Annotated in this window: 15 protein-coding genes; 8 read left to right on the top strand and 7 right to left on the bottom strand. The window is 43.1% G+C overall.

Annotation, left to right across the window (positions count from 1 at the left end; all coding sequences use genetic code 11):
• Positions 1 to 6 precede the first annotated feature (6 nt).
• Complete coding sequence (locus R7R24_RS05590) at positions 7 to 675, bottom strand: hypothetical protein (RefSeq protein WP_132936203.1); 669 nt, start codon at positions 673 to 675, stop codon at positions 7 to 9.
• Between the two features lie 393 nt (positions 676 to 1,068).
• Between R7R24_RS05590 and rodA the strand changes: the two genes are divergently transcribed.
• On the top strand, positions 1,069 to 2,151 hold the full coding sequence (gene rodA / locus R7R24_RS05585; RefSeq protein ID WP_137282927.1) for a rod shape-determining protein RodA: 1,083 nt from the start codon (positions 1,069 to 1,071) through the stop codon (positions 2,149 to 2,151).
• 72 nt (positions 2,152 to 2,223) lie between these two features.
• On the opposite strand, the gene R7R24_RS05580 is transcribed toward rodA, so the two are convergent.
• The 3 genes from R7R24_RS05580 to R7R24_RS05570 form a co-directional block, all read right to left on the bottom strand.
• A complete protein-coding gene (locus R7R24_RS05580) occupies positions 2,224 to 2,940 on the bottom strand; it encodes a YebC/PmpR family DNA-binding transcriptional regulator (protein ID WP_005374482.1) in 717 nt (238 codons plus the stop codon).
• Between the two features lie 135 nt (positions 2,941 to 3,075).
• Positions 3,076 to 3,285 (bottom strand): DUF3283 family protein, encoded by a 210-nt coding sequence (locus R7R24_RS05575; RefSeq protein WP_005374484.1) that lies wholly within the window; start codon positions 3,283 to 3,285, stop codon positions 3,076 to 3,078.
• A 100-nt stretch (positions 3,286 to 3,385) separates the two neighbouring features.
• The gene (locus R7R24_RS05570) at positions 3,386 to 5,284 is read right to left on the bottom strand and encodes an ATP-binding protein (RefSeq protein WP_042522309.1); all 1,899 of its coding nucleotides are present in this window, start codon (positions 5,282 to 5,284) and stop codon (positions 3,386 to 3,388) included.
• 68 nt (positions 5,285 to 5,352) lie between these two features.
• On the opposite strand from R7R24_RS05570, the gene R7R24_RS05565 reads away from it, so the two are divergent.
• Complete coding sequence (locus R7R24_RS05565; protein WP_064369544.1) at positions 5,353 to 6,108, top strand: substrate-binding periplasmic protein; 756 nt, start codon at positions 5,353 to 5,355, stop codon at positions 6,106 to 6,108.
• Positions 6,109 to 6,176: 68 nt separating this feature from the next.
• Here the strand turns inward: R7R24_RS05565 and ribA are convergent, their stop codons facing one another.
• Together ribA and R7R24_RS05555 are read right to left on the bottom strand one after the other, a co-directional pair.
• Positions 6,177 to 7,238 (bottom strand): GTP cyclohydrolase II, encoded by a 1,062-nt coding sequence (gene ribA, locus R7R24_RS05560; protein ID WP_005374492.1) that lies wholly within the window; start codon positions 7,236 to 7,238, stop codon positions 6,177 to 6,179.
• Between the two features lie 238 nt (positions 7,239 to 7,476).
• Entirely contained in the window at positions 7,477 to 7,674 is a 198-nt protein-coding gene (locus R7R24_RS05555; RefSeq protein WP_005374493.1) for a PA3496 family putative envelope integrity protein, read from the bottom strand.
• A 361-nt stretch (positions 7,675 to 8,035) separates the two neighbouring features.
• Here R7R24_RS05555 and R7R24_RS05550 point away from each other — a divergent pair, with 361 nt between their 5' ends.
• From R7R24_RS05550 to R7R24_RS05540, 3 genes are read left to right on the top strand one after another with little or no spacing between them, the layout of a single operon-like run.
• Positions 8,036 to 8,884: an ABC transporter ATP-binding protein gene (locus R7R24_RS05550; protein ID WP_005374497.1), complete on the top strand. Its 849-nt coding sequence runs from the start codon at positions 8,036 to 8,038 to the stop codon at positions 8,882 to 8,884.
• Positions 8,885 to 8,886: 2 nt separating this feature from the next.
• Positions 8,887 to 9,819, top strand: coding sequence for an ATP-binding cassette domain-containing protein (locus tag R7R24_RS05545; protein ID WP_054578579.1), 933 nt, complete (start codon positions 8,887 to 8,889; stop codon positions 9,817 to 9,819).
• Positions 9,819 to 10,286 carry a hypothetical protein gene (locus R7R24_RS05540; protein ID WP_005374501.1) on the top strand — a complete coding sequence of 156 codons (468 nt, stop codon included), beginning with the start codon at positions 9,819 to 9,821 and terminating at the stop codon, positions 10,284 to 10,286. The genes R7R24_RS05545 and R7R24_RS05540 overlap by 1 nt, the downstream gene beginning before the upstream one ends.
• 289 nt (positions 10,287 to 10,575) lie before the next feature.
• Here R7R24_RS05540 and R7R24_RS05535 read toward each other — a convergent pair whose 3' ends face one another.
• Positions 10,576 to 12,546 (bottom strand): replication initiator protein RctB domain-containing protein, encoded by a 1,971-nt coding sequence (locus R7R24_RS05535; protein WP_017635223.1) that lies wholly within the window; start codon positions 12,544 to 12,546, stop codon positions 10,576 to 10,578.
• A 1,238-nt stretch (positions 12,547 to 13,784) separates the two neighbouring features.
• On the opposite strand from R7R24_RS05535, the gene R7R24_RS05530 reads away from it, so the two are divergent.
• The 3 genes from R7R24_RS05530 (at position 13,785) to R7R24_RS05520 (ending at position 18,117) form a co-directional block, all read left to right on the top strand.
• Entirely contained in the window at positions 13,785 to 15,002 is a 1,218-nt protein-coding gene (locus R7R24_RS05530) for an AAA family ATPase (RefSeq protein ID WP_005374503.1), read from the top strand.
• A gap of 7 nt (positions 15,003 to 15,009) precedes the next feature.
• Positions 15,010 to 15,984, top strand: coding sequence for a ParB/RepB/Spo0J family partition protein (locus R7R24_RS05525; protein ID WP_005374504.1), 975 nt, complete (start codon positions 15,010 to 15,012; stop codon positions 15,982 to 15,984).
• 105 nt (positions 15,985 to 16,089) lie between these two features.
• Positions 16,090 to 18,117 carry a tRNA(Met) cytidine acetyltransferase TmcA gene (locus R7R24_RS05520; protein WP_053350125.1) on the top strand — a complete coding sequence of 676 codons (2,028 nt, stop codon included), beginning with the start codon at positions 16,090 to 16,092 and terminating at the stop codon, positions 18,115 to 18,117.
• Positions 18,118 to 18,289: the final 172 nt, after the last annotated feature.

Below are 18,289 nucleotides of genomic sequence, written 5' to 3'. Positions count from 1 at the left end.
GCCTCCCTAATATTTCGCTAGCAACGCTTTCGCGGTTTGCGTTTCTAGATTGCTGTCGCCCAACTTCTCCATTTGCGCTAACCATATTTTGGCTTGTTGAACATCTTCAGCGCGCAGTGCCGCTTCAATGGCGTAGCGATAAATCCACGAAGTAGCCGCGAAAGGTTGTTGGCTAAAACTCGGTTCATCGAGCAGAGAAAGGTACAGCTCGTAGCCACGCTCAAAGTGATTGAACATATCTGGCAGAGAAGTAAAGGTAGTGGCTGCCATGGCGGTGGCTAATTGATATTCCGGCAAGCCTTGTAAGCGCTGTTGTTCTTGCAGTGGTACTGGCTGATTCGCCATTAGATCCAAACCTTTTTGGATTGTGGCAAGACCGCGCTCGGTGAACTTCATCTTGTTCCAAGGCATAAACGCCTCACGACCTTGCAACGTCTCTGCACTGCCTAAATACACCAAGGTCACTGGCGTTGCGCCTTGCTCTTCGAGTTGTTTGGATAATTCGCCGTAAACGGTATCAACTAAACCAGAGTCACCCTGCGCCGCTTGGTTGAATTGACTGAGTGTGCGCTCGCTTGGGTTAGCCAGAGCCAGATTGCTGCTGAGTGCAAATGCGGCGATAAACGTACTTGCCAGTTTAAGAGCTTTGATTGAGCGAGATTGAGAAACCATCATGTACTGTCCTTAGTTGAACGTGATTTGATGGTTTCAGATTAAGGGAGAAGATCGCACGCTGCTTTTACATGCGACCAATGGCAGTTATGCGGAGTGAATGGTATTGAGAGAGGATGAATGACATTCACTTAAACAGAAAATACAATTCCGCTCATTCGTAACTCTACATTTTTACGGCAGTCACAATAAAAACACTGGCTTAAAATCTGAGGCTAGTGTATTTATCCATCCCACAGCTACCCATAACAGACAGTGTCGCACTCTCCTTTCTTACACACCTTTGCATGGTGTCTGTTGTTTCCAAATCGAGATTCTTAGCATCGGAATAGTTTGAACTCTTCGAGTTTTAGTTGTTTTCGCACTCAAAATAGGTGCGTTATTAGGTCGTTGAAAATGAATAAGCGTTATTTCCCAAGAGTTGATTTGCCACTACTCATGGCGATCATTCCGATCATGCTGTTAAGTTCGCTCACTCTCTGGAGTGCCAGTAGCTTTAATGAGGCGATGCTCTTCAAACATTTGGCGCGCTGCGGACTGACATTAGTTTGTATCTTGGTCATGTCCTCGATTCCAGCGTCCAGCTATCAACGCTCAGCTCCATATCTCTACATTATTGCGGTTGCGCTGCTACTTGCTGTCGCTTTATTTGGTGATAGCACCAATGGCTCTCAACGTTGGCTCGATATCGGCTTCTTCCGCTTTCAACCGTCTGAGCTAATCAAACTTTCCATTCCAATCATGATCGCCTGGATGCTGCATATTGAAGGAGGTCGACCAGACAGTCGGAAAATTGCGTTTTGCTTACTTATTACAATGATTCCTGCCGGGTTAATCGCGCTACAACCGGATTTAGACGGTGCAGTTTTTACCATCATTTATGCATTGTTCGTTTTGTTTTTGGCTGGCATGAGCTGGAAAATAATCTGCGGGTTTATTGCGAGCATTTTAACGTTAGCACCTATTTTATGGTTCTTCGTTATGGAAACCTATCAAAAGAGCCGTGTAACACAGTTCTTGCACCCTGAGTCCGATCCACTGGGTTCGGGCTACCAAATCATACAATCTTTGATTGCGATTGGCTCAGGCGGTATGAAAGGTAAAGGTTGGATGAATGCAACGCAGGGAACACTTGGGTTTATTCCAGAAAGTCATACGGACTTTATTTTTTCGACCTATGCGGAAGAATGGGGCTTTGTTGGCAGTTTAGTCTTACTCGCATTGTACTTGTTTATTACTGCACGCGTTATGTTGCTTGCATGTCAGTCTGACCACTTTTTTAGTCGGCTGGTAAGTGGCGCATTAGCGATGAGCTTTTTTCTGTATGCTTTTATCAATACGGGCATGGTGAGTGGCTTGTTGCCAGTAATGGGTAGCCCACTTCCCTTCTTTAGCTATGGCGGCACGGCGATGCTAACTCAAGGTATCTGTTTTGGTGCAATCATGTCGCTGTGTTATTCCAAATATCGTAACGCATAGCTCTGCTTGAGAAAAAGCGATCAAAAAAGGCTTCCCTAAGGAAGCCTTTTTACTACGATATGAGCGAATTAATTACAGCTCTGCGTTGTGGTAAACCTGCTGAACATCATCACAGTCATCTAGAAGATCTAGGAATTTCTGGAACTTCTCAGCATCTTCACCCGAAACAGGCGTATGAGTTTGCGGAACGAATGTGATTTCTTCAACATCGATCGTTAGATCTGGGAATGCACCGTTAAGCGCAGTTTTTGTTTTGAAGAATTCAGTGTGAGGTGCGAATACAGTGATAACACCATCTTCTAGCTCAACGTCAGTAACGTCTACGTCTTCCATCATTAGCGTTTCTAGGATGATTTCATCATCGTCGCCTTTGAACTGGAATACCGCTTGGTGGTCGAACATGTGAGAAACCGAGCCCTCAACACCAATTTTCGCACCGACTTTCACAAAGCATTGGCGTACATCTTGGAAAGTACGGTTGCCGTTGTCTGTTAGACAGTCAACGATAACGCTAGTACCGCCAGGGCCGAAGCCTTCGTAACGTGCAGGAGTGTAGTCTTCACCACCGCCACCGTTCGCTTTGTCGATCGCTTTATCGATAACGTGCGCAGGAACTTGGTCTTTTTTCGCTTTTGCGATCAGGTGTTTCAAAGACAAGTTCATGTCTGGATCACCACCACCGTTTTTCGCGCACATGTAAATTTCTTTACCGTATTTGGAATAAACTTTAATTTTCGCGCCTGCAGTTTTCGCCATAGAGGCTTTGCGCACTTCAAAACTTCTTCCCATCGGGATGTCTCTCTAAATTCAAATTTAATGCGAAGGATTTTAGCAAAAAGCGAAACCTTTTCAATTTCGCTTAGCAAAGGAATAGGGAGGTTACCTCATTCGTCACATTGGATTGAACCATTGCCACGGTTCGCGTTAAGCGACACCCATTACTCGTTTGTACTTTTCGACCGATTGCTGGAAAAACGCCTTTTCATCAGCATCGTTAATCTTGGACAACTGTTCTTCTATTGCTTCAGGACCAGATTTGGCCTCTCTGAGCTTCCAAACCAAAAACGACGCCTGCTTATCCAGTTCGATTTTGTTTTTTTCGTCAGGCGGCAATAGGGATAGATTAAACGACATTCACAGCCTCAAGGTACTTTAAATACTAGCCGGGCACTATATCACACAGAGTTACAATTACAGAATAGAAACGCACTTAACTTGATCGATTTCAAGTTAACTATTTAGGCACAGCGCTGATTTTCAGTGCTTTTGGTAAATGCTGTTCGAATATTTGTTGTAATCGAGTCTTGGTAACGGGTTTAGCCACGAACTCGTTCATCCCGACATCGAAGCAATGTTGCTGATCCTCTTTAATGACATTGGCACTTAGCGCAATAATTGGAACGTGTTTCCCCCACTCTCCCATTTTTCGAATTCGCTCCGTAGCAATAAACCCATCCATCACAGGCATTTGGCAGTCCATAAAAATCAAATCGAAAGGCTGCTGATCACACAGCTGCAATGCTTCTTCGCCATGGTTGGCGACACTCACTCGCACACCCAGTTTTTCTAACATGATGCGAACTACCTTCTGATTGACGATGGTATCTTCAACAACCAATACCCAAGGTTTATCATTATCTTGAGGGCTGATTTCGTTGTCTTCCGCTTTCCGGAAATCTAATACATTAAGTTGGTCGGTATAGGTCGATTGCGCATTTATTACAGCAACAGGAATCGAAAATTCAAAACAGCTTCCCAGCCCAAGCTCACTTGTTAGTTGTATTTCCCCTCCCATCAAGTTAACCAACTGTGCAGCTATCGCCAAACCAAGCCCTGTCCCACCATACTTTCTGGTGGTACTACCATCAGCTTGTTGGAAGCGTTCGAAGATTGCTTGTTGGTGCTCTTTCGCAATACCAATACCAGAATCCACAACTCGAAACCGGATATGAGCGGTCTCTCCATCAAGTCGAGATAACGCTACAAGAAGCTTCACATGGCCGCGCTCGGTAAATTTAATCGCGTTGCTCAACAAATTGTTCAGAACTTGTTTCAATCGTGTGGCATCACCTTGCACTTCCGTTGGCAAGTGAGGATCAATATCGCTGAGCAGCTGTAAGTTTTTCTGCTTGGCTTTGACACTATGTAAACTGATGACATCGTCAAGTAGCTCGCGAAGATCATAGCTCGTGTATTCTAGCTCTACTTTGCCAGCTTCAACTTTAGAGAAGTCCAAAATGTCGTCGATGATCGTCATTAGTGAGTGAGAAGAACTGTCAATGATCTCTACAAACTCTTTTTGCTGGGGATCGAGGTCGGTGTCATTGAGCAACGACGACACACCAATAATGCCATTCATCGGTGTGCGGATCTCATGACTCATAGTGGCAAGAAACTCACTTTTCTTACGATTAGCGACTTCTGCCCTATCGCGTTCAGCCTCTAACTCAGTCTGGTGCTCTTTCACTTTCTCAACACTTCGGTTGTATTTCTCTGCCAAAACACTCACTTCATCAAAGCACCATCGTTTAGGGAGAGTCACTTTACTCGGCACTGTACCGCCACGAAAATCGCTCACCGCACCAGACAGCAATTGTAACGGATTGACCAACAAGCGAAACGCCACCCAAAGAACACCAATGATGAGGACAAGAATTTTGATCGCTTCTGTCGTAAGTAGAAAAAAGAACTGCTGCCAAAGATCTTCATATATCGCGCTAAGATCCGATTGAACCGTTAATATCGCGAGATCATACGTTTTATCGCCGACCCGATACTGCATCGGCCAGCTTCTCTCGACAACATCCTCAGAAAGCGCCGAACCTAATTCAATGATAACTTCGTCTTCACTAGCAATACGTAAGTAGTCCACCGAGGGCATACGCATTGCACCTTGAGCTTGTGTCAGCAACAGCTCCCTATCCTCTACCCACAAACTCGCAGAAAAACTCGATAAATAGCTAGACTCAACCTGCTTTAATTCAACATCTAAATGGGCTAAATCTTCGTGAAAAACTCGATATAAGCTCACTGTAGAAATGATGACCGTAAAGATTAAACTCAACGTTAATACCGCCAACATAAGTTGGTTGCCGATACTAAAACGACGTTGAGATCGCTCTTTTTCATCCATATGAAACCGCTCCGATAAACTTGCGCTACTCTAAATATAGCTACGCACAAATAATAATCGAGGATACGATGAAAAGACTTCTACTTAGATTGGCTTTTAGCTTAATTGTTGTAAGTTCTCATGTGACCGCAAATCAAGTGAACTATTACGTCATTGCTGAACAAGCTCGACCATTTCAAATTGAACAACAGGGACAAATGCACTCCGGAATTGTGACCGATATCGTCAGCGCTATCTTCGCGGAGTCGGATTACCAAGTGAATTATCATACTTATCCATTTAAACGTATGATTTCCATATTGGAAGAAGGCGCTGAGCCAAACTGGTTAACTTATGGCAGCCCGAACTGGGGCAAGGTGCAATCGGAAAATTTATCTGAGGAGCCCATTTACACTGTAAAACATGTACTGGTGTCGAGTAGCGAGAAGCCTTTAGAATTCAAAAATATGGATACGATGCATGGTCGTTCTATTGTATTACTGCTGGGGTTTGATTATCCAAATTTAACACCGTTCTTTGAAAATGGCAGTGTCAATGAAATGCGTGTGAAAGACTACAACGCCGCATACCGAGTGATAAGCCGAACCCCTGGAGATACAGCTTTTGTCGAGATGGAATCCCGAGTCCTTTACAACTTAAAGCGACTCAAATTGCCGTTAGAGAATTTTCAGATACAGCCTTTCAGCTCGGTTATTCCTGACTACTCAATCTACCTGGCTTTTTCACCTCAAATGCAACCAGAAACTCAAAATTACATCAATACACGACTCGTTGAATTAAAAACCTCAGGGGAAATTGATGAAATCATTCAAAAGTATCAATGAATCAACTCATTAACAAAAACGCCAACGATGATACGTTGGCGTTTTTGTTTCTGGGAAATCTGTAGCACTTACTTAATGTGGTTAACAAACTTAGGATCAAACATGTGCCCCAATTTACTCGCCTTGGTTTGCAGGTAATGTTGATTACTTGGGTTATTCCCTTCTTGTAATGGCACTCGTTCAATGACGTTAATATCAACCGCTTTTAAGGCGGCGAGCTTGCGTGGGTTATTCGTCATTAGACGCACAGCGTCAATCCCCAAATGCTCTAGCATTCCTTTACAGAACGCGTAATCACGCATATCAGCGGCAAAACCTAAACGCTCATTTGCTTCCACGGTATCTGCGCCATCATCTTGTAAGTGATAGGCACGAATTTTATTAATCAAGCCGATTCCACGCCCTTCTTGACGTAAATAAAGCAGCACGCCACATCCCTCTTTGACGATGTTTTGTAGCGCTCTATTAAGCTGAAAACCACAGTCACAACGCGTGCTAAATAGAGCATCTCCGGTAAGACACTCCGAATGCAACCGAATAAGTGGAGCTGCACTTTTTGTTGGCTCACCATAGACCAGAGCAAGATGCTCTTTATTTGTCGCGGCTTCAATAAAGCCGTACATCATAAATGTGCCCCACTGGGTGGGCAATTTGGCTTTATCGATAAACTTCACGAGATTGTAAGGCTCAACATGTCTCAGCTCTGCCCGCACATTCATCAGAATCTCTCCTAGATGATTTTCTCCTTTACCATCTCCCCCGTCTCCCCAAAAGGCATCTTTATGAGAATGCTCTGTTAGGCAAGCGTTACCCGTTCTCATTAATTGCTGCGCTAATGGTGGATTTTGTAGAAACTTTTCCCTAACGATGAAAGCCATAACAGCCAACTTTATATCGTCCCAATCGCTTCTGACAAAGTGTTCGTATTTGCGGCTTAAAGCAAACGCTTCGTCAGGGGTGCTTGCGTGCTGAATTTTACTTTGCAACTGAGCATCGAGAAACTTTTGGGCTTGGTAATAATGTTCGCTGGTGGGCCAAGTTTGGGAGGAGATATTGACTGGGGCATGGCAAAAATTTGAGAGAAAACCGTGGGGCTCATCGGGCTCATAAAAAAGGATTTGATCAACCATACTTGCGCTCCTTGCTTTGTGGTTGCGATAATCAACAAAAAGCATATCGCTACTGATATATCTAGTAACACAAGGTCAGATTGTCAAACTTCTTCGGGACGGGACGTGAGTGTGAAACTCGTGCTTTTGAGGCGCAAGACAGATAAATGGAGAGTTTGAATAAGAGAGTAATAGAGTGAAAAAATAAAAAGGGCAGTCCGTCGACTACCCTATGGGTTGCTAAACCAACCTGAGGCGATCAGTGTATCAAGCCAAGCTCCCTTGCTTCTTCAATGGTCAACCCACTTTCACGGATCTCACGTAACGCTTCAATGCGTCTTCTGGCTTCTGCTGATTTCACTGTTTTCTCTGGCTTCACAACGGTTTCCTCATCAGGTAATTCCCATTTGTGAGCGATGTTGGTCATCTCGTCATGGTCGATAGAATTAATGGACATATTTCCTCCGAACACACCATGTTTTCGATGCGTAATCTATAGCAAAACCGGAACAAGGTGGTAAGAAAAACTGTAGGGAAATGTGACCCCTCCCGCCCTTTCGCTAACTCCTTAATAGATTCATCATTTAAGTTTTGCCAAGGGACAAATTTACGATTAAATTTGAGTAATTCCCCCTACGAAAAGTGTGCTGATCTAGCTCTCAATTCTGCTCTTCTTTAGTTTTATCAACGACGCATTACACCACTTCCTGTTTCACCTAACTTTCGAGTCACTTCACTGATTCATAGTTTGATACTTTCTAAAAACCGCCACACCTGATAATGATAATAATTATCTTTTAGATTGGTAAGGTGTTTATATGGATGGTATTAACTTAAGTCATGCATACCACAATGACCCGGTCATCCAGATCCGAGATTTGTGCGTCGATTACATCACTGATAATGGTGATTTTAATGCGGTAAAGTCCGTCAGCTTTGATATCGGCAAAGGCGAAGTATTTGGTCTTGCCGGTGAATCTGGATGTGGTAAAAGCACAATCGCATTCTCAATAAATCGTCTTCATAAGCCGCCAGCGTTCATTTCTGGCGGTAAAATATGGTTTGATGGCAAAGATATCCTTAGTATCTCAGACTCTGAACTGACCGCTCTAAGGTGGAGTGAAATCGCCATGGTGTTCCAGAGCGCGATGAACTCACTCAACCCTGTCTTAACGATACAAGAGCAATTTGCAGATGTGTTACGACACCATCAAGGCCTCACTAACGCTCAAGCAAAAGATAGAGCAGAAAAGTTGTTGGACTTGGTCAATATTCCTCGAGAACGCTTAGCAGAATATCCTCATCAATTTTCAGGAGGAATGCGTCAGCGGTTGGTGATAGCCATTGCTTTGTCTCTAAATCCAAAACTGATCATTATGGATGAACCCACAACAGCATTAGATGTAGTGGTACAGAGAGAAATTTTACAGCAAATTTATCAGCTTAGAGATGAGTTCGGTTTTTCAGTCCTCTTTATCACTCATGACCTGGCACTCATGAGCCAACTATGTGATCGAATTGCAATCATGCGTCACGGAGAAATCGTCGAAGTCAATCGAGCATACGATATACGCAATCATCCTCAACACCCTTACACGCAAAAGCTATGGGCTTCTTTCCCAAACATCCATGACGTCCACAAACAACCAGAGTTACAAGGAGCGTAACCATGAGCCAGCCTATCATCCAAATGAAAAATGTGATTAAAGAATTCAAAGTGGGCGGTGGTTTAGCGACAGAGGAAACCTTTCGTGCGCTTCAAGGAGTGACTTTTGATCTGTACGAAGGAAAAACCTTGGCTTTGGTTGGAGAATCAGGCTGCGGTAAGAGTACTTGCGCTCGCTTAATAACCAAAGTCTATCCTGCAACGGAAGGCGAGATCCTTTTCAATGGCACTGACATAAATGAGATCACGTCACAATCGGCTCTACAAGAATATCGCAGTAAAGTACAAATGGTGTTTCAAGATCCGTTTGGCTCTCTCAATCCAACTCATACCATTCGCCATCACCTAACACGTCCTTTAAAAATTCATAAACAAGTCAAAAACGAGCGCGACATCCCAGCCCGCTTGGAAGAGCTCCTAAAGCTGGTGGAACTACCTGAAGAGACACTGAATAAGTTCCCTCACGAACTCAGTGGTGGGCAACGTCAGCGAGTAAACTTAGCAAGGGCTTTAGCGGTAGGTTCGCAAATCATTCTTGCGGATGAGCCTACGTCTATGCTGGATGTTTCTATTCGCTTGGGAGTGTTAAATTTAATGCAACGGATGAAGCAAGAACTGGGAATTGGTTTTTTATACATCACTCATGATCTGGCGACTGCGCACTACATCGCGGAAGAAACCGCAGTAATGTACAAAGGGCAAATCGTTGAATGGGGCGACACTCATTCAATACTTAAGAATCCGCAGCATCCTTATACTAAGCTGTTGATTTCTGCCGTTCCTGATCCTGACTTACCTTTTGGTAACTTAGTGAAAAATGAGCCAAACTATTCGATAGATGCCGATGAAATTCGTCAACGTAGCAGCATAATTGTCGACGAATTTGATCAAATAGGGCCAAATCACTATGTAAAACAATGGACTGAGGCAGCGTAATGGATTTGAGTACTTGGCAAGATCAAATCGCCATGTGGTACGAACAGCGGAAACATGATCAAGTAGAAAAATTGGAAACGATCTTATATCAGGTGCCTGATGACGTGTTTGGACCCGAATTGAGTGATCTTCAAAGTAAAGCGATTGCTTGCTGGTTGGATGGATGTTTACGCGTGTTTCAACATGCAAGGTACCAAGACCCTCAGAAAGCATATCAAACCTTGCTTTATACGAGTGCAAAGCTTGAACAAGCAGCATGCCAAGTCTCGACTGATATTCTGATCAAAGATTGGTGTTTGAGACGACTTCAGCATCTCACCGTTGTGGCGTTAGAGTTTTGTAATCAGCAGTGTGATCAAAACAAGTGGCAGGAACAAGCCCATAGCTTAATCGAATCACATGTTGCGTTGATGCGTTCATTACATTGGAATGAACCTAAGAAGCATGATCAAGGTTTGCCTCATTAGTCCGGAAAAATGATCAAGGCTTAATTAGCGGAATTTTAGGTAAAAAAAAGCGAGTTTCCTGAGGAGAAACTCGCGAAGTCTATTCAGAATGAATGTAACAATATGAGCCAATCTATTAATCATCAGAAAGGACAAAAGGTTGTCTATTCGGGATAAATAGTAGTATTAGGCTTGGCTTCTAATGTCAGTGGTTTGTAAGAGTTAAGTCTGTTTTTTATCATCGAAAGACATTGTTACATTTCAAACCGATACATCACACCTATAGCTTGATACACATCAAGCGACACTTTTAAATCGCCATTTCATCCAAGGCACGAAATACCATTTCATCCATGTGACCATCGAAGATTTGACGACAAACTTTCCGACGCACCGCTAACCCCGCAATCAAGCGCTCGATGGTAAGATGCTTAACATCGTTCTGGGTGTTAAACAGCTCGACGGTTTTACTTAATGTCTCATAAGGAATCGGCTCATCCCCTACCCTTAGCCAGTCGAGCTTCTCTATGTAATCTGAGCACTCTTCTTTGATTGAGGCATACGAGTGCCCTGTCATCGCAGACAAAGCCGTTATACTGCGTTCTAGAGCCTCTGGTGAGGTGTATTTAGATAGAGTAATGGTGATCTCATCAGCATTGATCTCTACCAAATGCTTTCTTTGCTTCACGCGTCGCCCTAAATTTCCTCTTGGAGACGGTGCTTTGCGTTGAATAGGCTCAAATTCGCCGTCTATGATGCCTGAGAGCTCCTCAAGCTGTTGTCGGGTTACCATCTCATTACGAAGTGGATTTGGCAGCGTAGGCGCCATGTTACGCTTTCCTGCGTTGGTCGTTCGCGCTCGCGAGTAACGTAAGACCTCTTCGACATCACATTTGATGTCGATCTGGTAGTCCATCACTTTGTCATTTTCGATCATGGTTTCGATCGTCAGGTGATAACCCCACAAATTAACGACGAATAGATCATCATTCCCTTTTCCATCAGACAAACGCTTTAGTTCTCGGATCAGATCCATGGAGAAACGTCGCCATTCAATGTTACGTGCAAGCTTCTGATTTAACTCACTCAGTAGCATGCAATCCGTGTGACGACGAACCATGCGACTACGGAAGAAAGAGTACAGTTGAAACACCAACGTATGTTGTTTCAAGATCTCTGGCGGAAACAAGAAGAAATAATCGCGTGTTAACAGCTCTTCATAAAACGAAGGTTCCCAAACTAAAATATATAAGTTTGGCTTGATACGAATTTCACCATCGCTTCCCTCCACAGGTGCCTCTTCAGAGGCTGTGATGGTTCGTGCAAGAAAACGAAAACGATCACTTTTGAAGCCCTCTGGCATGTTTTCACTTAGCCAACGTCCAGTAAGTTCATGGAGCTGAAAATCAGTGAATTCAATGCGATCAATGCTATCGCGAATGGAATCACGAGCTGGGCCACTGTCTTTTTTGCCTCTGAGCGACAAAATATCAGTGATGTATAGCGGCGTTTTGTTTGGTACGTGAGCAGCATCAAGCTGATACTGATCTTTGTGATGATCATGATACTGAACCGTTAACGTGAAGAGAGCGAACAGGGTCATGAGATCATCCACAGTCATGATATTTTTGGATGATCGCGTCTCAATAACGGCTTTTGTGCCAGAGATCGACACCATGGATTTCTGATAACTTTTTCGAGTTCTTGGTGGCGCAAGTGCTTGGTCAATTATCCCAGCCCAATTTGTTGGAGATACAACAAATTGATCGGCTTCATCTTTCATCGTGGGAGGTGTGTTTAACCCGTGCTCATTCAACAAACGTTTGTTTACTTGAGTCTGAGCCAATGCTTTCGAACGTTTTTGTTTCTCGTTCTGGCGAACTTTGTCGGTAACAAGACTTGTTGCTCCCAACACAGATATAAGCTGATTGGGATTCACAAATTTATGTAGCATCGTTTTACCAGCAAGTCCCTCTTCAAAACGCACTGGAGTTTGAGTAAATAAACCAATATTTACTGCCGCGCGCAAACGTTGTTGCAGAGCTGCACGTGTGAGTTGCCCATCTGTTGCTTCCACAATCTCTGTGGTTGAAACCAAACCATCCTTGCTGCTGAAGCCTCGTAATGAGATCAGATTAAGCAACTCTAAGATGCTTTTGGTCACCCCTTTGAAATGTTGGTACTGCTCTACCCAATCCGCAGAGGATTCATGTACCTCAAAAAGATGGCCATCTTTGTGGCTTCTCGGTGCTTTAATCAGAATTTTTTCATCAGCCGTCATTTTAGATCCAGATCACACTAGCCGTAGTTGTGCTATGGTTCCGAAGAATAAAGAAAAACAGATCATAAATAAAGAAAAAAGATTGTTTTTTAAATAACTGATCTTTTTGATTAATCTGATCTTAATTGATTATATGATCTAATGATCTGGCTTGAAATTTCTCGCTAAGCTTTTGTTCTATAAGACAATTGTTTCCATGTGTTTCGGAACTATGATCATAAGAAGTCTGAAAGTATGATCAACAATAACCTGAAAGCATGATCATATTTATTCGTAAGCATGATCATTAAGGTTATGAAAAGATGATCAAAAGAGTCTTGAAACGATGATCATGATGTTTTTACAGGTTATCCACAGATGCAGTATTTAATAATGATCTTCACGATGATTATATTGTGCATTGGTGATGTTATTTATACTCGGATCGATGATCAAGAGCCAATATATCTATCGTTCTGGCGCCCATATTGATGAGATATCACTCATCTGATTAAAATACATTCAAGTCGCTCATATTTAGAAGTAAATCCTAGTCTCTGCTTATTTACAGGAAGCATGATCATGAGAGCGTGATTTATCATAGCAACTTGAGCAATTTCATTGTTCCGGCTTCTATAACGTCAATTTCTGCTCAATCCCCCATTCTGTCTGCACTCAACCGTAAATCAGAGAAGAAAACTCATGCTTCCGAGAGATTCTAAGGCTTGATCATATTTCCGATTAATGGATCTTATTTTATTTGCGTGTTTACACCGTACTCTGCTCTATTTTTCCATGATCATGCTTTCGGATTTGCTTATTAACACGGAAGCATGATCATAAGCATACCTTGATCATACTTCCATAGATGTTTCGCTGGAACTGCCCTATTTTGCTCGGAGACATGATCAAGGTGTTCAGGTCTTTATTGTTCCGATATTACTTACTATTTATCGTTTAAATTAGGTTGGTCTAACATAACCCGTAATTTAGCTTAAGATTATAATCGTTCCGGTAGAAAATTGATTTACATTGTAAATGAGTGACGCTGTAACACTTTTTATTTTTAAGTTTAGGTGTCCACTTATGAGAAGATTATTTGATTAAAAATAGTTATCTTTTTGACCATAAATCATAAAAGCGTCGATTTGGGTGTTTTTTTATGTGATGGTAATTCAAAATGTTCGTGCACCTTTTTGTTGTTTTTGGTCTTTACTGCTGTACAATTGCAATTATAAATCCTTCCAACGGAATTTGGCATGAAAAGAGAAAAAACGATTGAAAACCTTCTTGAGTTAGCGGAGCTGACTCAGCAGGTTCAAGCTGACCGTATTGAAATTGTTTTAGAAGAGCGAAGCGATAACTACTTCCCACCAATGTCGAAAGCGATGATGGAAACCCGTTCTGGTCTAACTCGCCGTAAGCTCGACGACGCGATTGGTAAAATGGAAGCCGCTGGGCATCAATTTACTAAAAACAACGCGAATCATTATTCAATTACGTTAGAAGAAGCACACATGCTCATGGATGCGGCTGAAGTGCCTAAATTTCATGAGCGTAAAAAGAATTCAGGTAACAAACCTTGGATTATTAATGTGCAGAACCAAAAGGGCGGTACAGGTAAATCAATGACCGCGGTTCATTTAGCGGCATGTTTAGCGCTAAATTTGGATAAACGATACCGTATTTGTTTAATCGACTTAGACCCACAAGGCTCGCTACGTTTATTCCTCAACCCGCAAATCAGCATGGCAGAGCATGATAATATCTATTCTGCGGTAGACATTATGTTGGGTAACGTGCCTGATGGTGTGGAAATTGACAGTGAATTTTTACGTAAAAACGTATTGCTGCCAACGCAATATCCGAACTTAAAGTCGATTTCAGCGTTTCCAGAAGACGCGATGTTTAATGCGGAAGCATGGCAAACGCTATCTGAAGACCCATCACTCGATATCGTCCGTCTGCTGAAAGAGCAACTGATTGATAAAATTGCTGATGACTTCGATATCATTATGATTGATACCGGTCCACACGTTGACCCATTAGTATGGAATGCGATGTATGCATCAAATGCCTTGCTAATTCCTTGTGCGGCTAAGCGTCTGGACTGGGCTTCAACAGTAAACTTCTTCCAGCATTTGCCTACGGTATATGAAATGTTCCCGGAGGACTGGAATGGTCTTGAGTTTGTTCGCTTGATGCCAACCATGTTTGAGGACGACAATAAGAAGCAAGTTTCTGTTTTAACTGAAATGAACTATCTTCTAGGTGACCAAGTTATGATGGCTACTATTCCTCGTAGCCGTGCGTTTGAAACCTGTGCCGATACCTACAGCACAGTATTTGATCTGACAGTAAGCGATTTTGAAGGCGGTAAGAAGACACTAGCCACCGCGCAAGACGCTGTTCATAAAAGCGCACTGGAATTAGAGCGTGTGCTGCACTCTAATTGGCCGTCATTGAATCAGGGGTAATAAGTAAATGGCTTTGAAAACGTCTGAATTAAACGCGAAATTATTTGGCAAAACGAATAAGCGTCGTGTTGTGACTCCGCAAGAAGCGCAAACTGCGGCAAAAGAGAAAGCTCAAACGATTGAACTAGCAGTTGCAGGTGAAAATATTGTTCAGTTTGAACTTGTGCGTATTCCTGCAAATAAAGTTGCGACAGAAACAACAGTATTTGTTGATAACGCTCGTGAGCAATCGTTCTTAAACGAACATGCTTTATCTGATGTTTTAGTCACACTCAAAGAGCGTGGCCAACAATATCCAGCAGTGGGTCGTAGAACTGAAGATGGCAAGATTGAAGTTTTAGATGGTAGCCGTCGTCGCATGTCTTGTATCCTCGCCGAACAAGACTTTTTGGTTTATGTTGCTGACAACATTAATACTGACCATGCTAAGTTTTTGTCTGATGTGGCAAATGCTCACAAGCCGCTCTCTTTATATGAAAAAGGGAAAGAGATGCAGGCTAAGCTTGATAGTGGTGAAGCTGAGGATCAGAAAGCATTGGCAAAAATGTTCCAGTGCAGTGAAGCGTTGGTAAGTGGCGCTTTAAAAGCCGCAGCATTACCGTTAGAACTGCTTCAAGCGTATCCGAATGTTGGCGATCTCGGTCGTCCAACTATCGTGAAACTGCACAAACAGTTTTCAACGCTGACGCCAGAGCAGCAGCAAGAGCTGTTAGATAAATGTCGCTCTAGCGAAGGGTTTTTATGGCAGCGAAGCACAGCTCAAGGCGTTGCTCGTCTGACAAAAGAAGTCACGGAAAGCATCGAAAATTGGATTACTGAACTTGCACCAGCAAAACCTGGCAAGAAGACGGAAAAAGTCGACTTAGTAAAAGGTCGAGCAAGCTATAGCCGAAAAGGTAGCAGCCTGGCGTTGAACTTGAAGAAAGTTGACGATAGCTTAATGGAAGAGATTCTTGCGTTTGTACAAACCAAACTGCAATAACAAATGATGATTGAATCAACCGCCTCCGGGCGGTTTTTTTATATCTGAGAAGCGTCAAATTAAAGATGTGATACCATTACGTCAGTTCAACGTTGGATAGACAAAATGCAGACACAATCTGATTTCCTTTCATCACTTCAACATCAAGCTCACCAATCTTTCCAAAGGATTGGTGTTGTCATTCAAGGCGAGGCTTCTTGGCAAAATGCGTTGATGTCAGAGTTCCATAAAACGCAGCGCCATCAACGTTGGTTTTCTGTTGGTGATTTTGGTTTGAAAAACGTATCCAGCGTTTCGTCTAAACAAGGGCACATGTTGCTAGGCAGAGAGTGTGACGTTCTATTGTTTGATGCTCGAAATGGCTTTGACGCAAATAGTTTTACCGCCACGCTTGGCTCATTGGTTGGCGGCGGTTTTCTTATTGTCATTACTGAGCTGCGACAAAATGCGAATTTTGCTCAGCAATGGATGCATAAACAATGGGAGAAGCTCGTTGTTATTGAGCAAGACAAACCATTGCCAACGGCTCCAGACATCAAGCAGGCAGAAAAAGAAAGCCACTACACGGAACAAGAACATGCCATTTCTCTAATTGAAAAGGTGGTAACTGGACATCGAAAGCGACCGTTAGTTTTGACCGCTGATCGTGGGCGCGGAAAAACAAGTGCCCTCGGCATTGCGTGTGCGAGCTTATTACAGCAGAAGCCACTTAGAATCTTAATTACGGCACCATCTATAAAAGCCGTTGAGCCTGTTTACCAACATGCTTTGCGGCTACTTCCTAATGCGCAGCGTATTAGGAAGGACAGATTAGAATCAGGGCAGGGAGCCATTCAATTCATTGCTCCTGACGAACTTCTATCGAGCAGAGCTGAATGTGATTTGTTACTTGTCGATGAAGCGGCTGCAATTCCAGTTCCTATGCTCAAAAGCATTACCGAACATTATCATCGACTCGTTTTTTCTACGACTGTTCATGGTTATGAAGGTTGTGGCCGGGGCTTTACGATTAAATTTGTTGATTGGCTTCAGAAACAGCGTTCGGGAATGAAAACATGGCACATGACACAGCCCATCCGCTGGAGCATGAATGATGCGCTTGAATCATGGCTCTATGACGCGTTTTTGTTGGATGCGGAGTTAACGCACCATCAACTTAAACAGGTCGACTCAATTTCCCTTTCTAAAGCCGATAAGAACAATTTGATATCGCAGCCTAGTTTGCTGCGTGAGTGCTTCGCTCTTTTGGTGAATGCTCATTATCAGACCTCGCCGAATGATTTGATTCACCTTTTGCAAGACGACAACAGTCAGCTCTATTTTGCTAAGCAAGATAATGCGGTTGTGGGGGTGATATTAGCGGTCGAAGAGGGGGGCCTTGACGATGAATTGATTGAAGAAATCCAGCTTGGTAAGCGTCGTCCTAAAGGACACTTAGCCCCAATTACGATTGCAAACCACCTAGGATTCCCGAATGTCGCGAATCTATCGACGCTGCGAGTCATGAGAATTGCGGTTCATCCAGCATTGCAAGGCAAAGGCATTGGTCAAAAAATTCTGCAGCAACTTGAGCAAATGGCTGCTAAACACATTGCCTACTTATCCACGAGTTTTGGTGCGACGGAAGAGTTGCTCTATTTCTGGCGACAATCGAACTTCCGTACAATTCGCTTAGGGTCAATGCGCGATGCTGCTAGCGGTTGTTATTCAGTCTTGATGGTCAAACCTTGTGATTCCCAACAGACGGCTTGGGTCGACCAATCTCAGGCGCTATTTGAAGAAATGTTGTCTAACAATGTGGCTGACGTCTATCCAAAATTAGAAGCCCCTATTTTTCGAGCTCTATTGCCGCAACCTTTGGGAATGAGTCCACTTCATCCCGCTAAGTTATTACTAATTGAATGTTATGCTGATGGTGGTAACAGTTATGAGTCTGTGTCTGTGTGGCTTCAGCAGTGGTTACTTAACTTAGGTTTGAACTCCGCTTCCGACTTGATGATCAGTAAGCTTTTTCTTAACCGTAGTTGGACTGAATGTGCTCAGCAATTTGGTTTACCTGGAAGAAGGCAAGTTGAACAGCAGTTAAGGGACGAAGTAAGACACATTTGGAGCGATTTACACTGTAAACAATAAAGGGAAATTTACACTGTAAATGAAATTATTGGGAGCTGATTTTACACTGTAAATCCAGCTCCTTTTTGTTTCAGCGTGTATTTTGATTGAGCTTTAGGTTAAATCGAGTTTTCTCTTAATATGCTGTTTAACCGTTATTGATGGATTACTTTCTTTAGTGACGTGAGCCCTA

The sequence above is a fragment of the Vibrio sp. 704 genome, from assembly GCF_033339295.1.
This window is presented reverse-complemented; position numbering and strand designations above follow the sequence as displayed.

What these genes read in the sequence shown, in the direction of transcription:
- R7R24_RS05520 (WP_053350125.1), top strand. Translation starts at nt 16,090, where the DNA reads ATGCAGACACAATCTGATTTCCTTTCATCACTTCAACATCAAGCTCAC.
- R7R24_RS05590 (WP_132936203.1), bottom strand. Translation starts at nt 675, where the DNA reads ATGATGGTTTCTCAATCTCGCTCAATCAAAGCTCTTAAACTGGCAAGT.
- R7R24_RS05565 (WP_064369544.1), top strand. Translation starts at nt 5,353, where the DNA reads ATGAAAAGACTTCTACTTAGATTGGCTTTTAGCTTAATTGTTGTAAGT.
- R7R24_RS05550 (WP_005374497.1), top strand. Translation starts at nt 8,036, where the DNA reads ATGGATGGTATTAACTTAAGTCATGCATACCACAATGACCCGGTCATC.
- R7R24_RS05530 (WP_005374503.1), top strand. Translation starts at nt 13,785, where the DNA reads ATGAAAAGAGAAAAAACGATTGAAAACCTTCTTGAGTTAGCGGAGCTG.
- rodA (WP_137282927.1), top strand. Translation starts at nt 1,069, where the DNA reads ATGAATAAGCGTTATTTCCCAAGAGTTGATTTGCCACTACTCATGGCG.
- R7R24_RS05555 (WP_005374493.1), bottom strand. Translation starts at nt 7,674, where the DNA reads ATGTCCATTAATTCTATCGACCATGACGAGATGACCAACATCGCTCAC.
- R7R24_RS05580 (WP_005374482.1), bottom strand. Translation starts at nt 2,940, where the DNA reads ATGGGAAGAAGTTTTGAAGTGCGCAAAGCCTCTATGGCGAAAACTGCA.
- R7R24_RS05545 (WP_054578579.1), top strand. Translation starts at nt 8,887, where the DNA reads ATGAGCCAGCCTATCATCCAAATGAAAAATGTGATTAAAGAATTCAAA.
- ribA (WP_005374492.1), bottom strand. Translation starts at nt 7,238, where the DNA reads ATGGTTGATCAAATCCTTTTTTATGAGCCCGATGAGCCCCACGGTTTT.
- R7R24_RS05535 (WP_017635223.1), bottom strand. Translation starts at nt 12,546, where the DNA reads ATGACGGCTGATGAAAAAATTCTGATTAAAGCACCGAGAAGCCACAAA.
- R7R24_RS05525 (WP_005374504.1), top strand. Translation starts at nt 15,010, where the DNA reads ATGGCTTTGAAAACGTCTGAATTAAACGCGAAATTATTTGGCAAAACG.
- R7R24_RS05540 (WP_005374501.1), top strand. Translation starts at nt 9,819, where the DNA reads ATGGATTTGAGTACTTGGCAAGATCAAATCGCCATGTGGTACGAACAG.
- R7R24_RS05575 (WP_005374484.1), bottom strand. Translation starts at nt 3,285, where the DNA reads ATGTCGTTTAATCTATCCCTATTGCCGCCTGACGAAAAAAACAAAATC.
- R7R24_RS05570 (WP_042522309.1), bottom strand. Translation starts at nt 5,284, where the DNA reads ATGGATGAAAAAGAGCGATCTCAACGTCGTTTTAGTATCGGCAACCAA.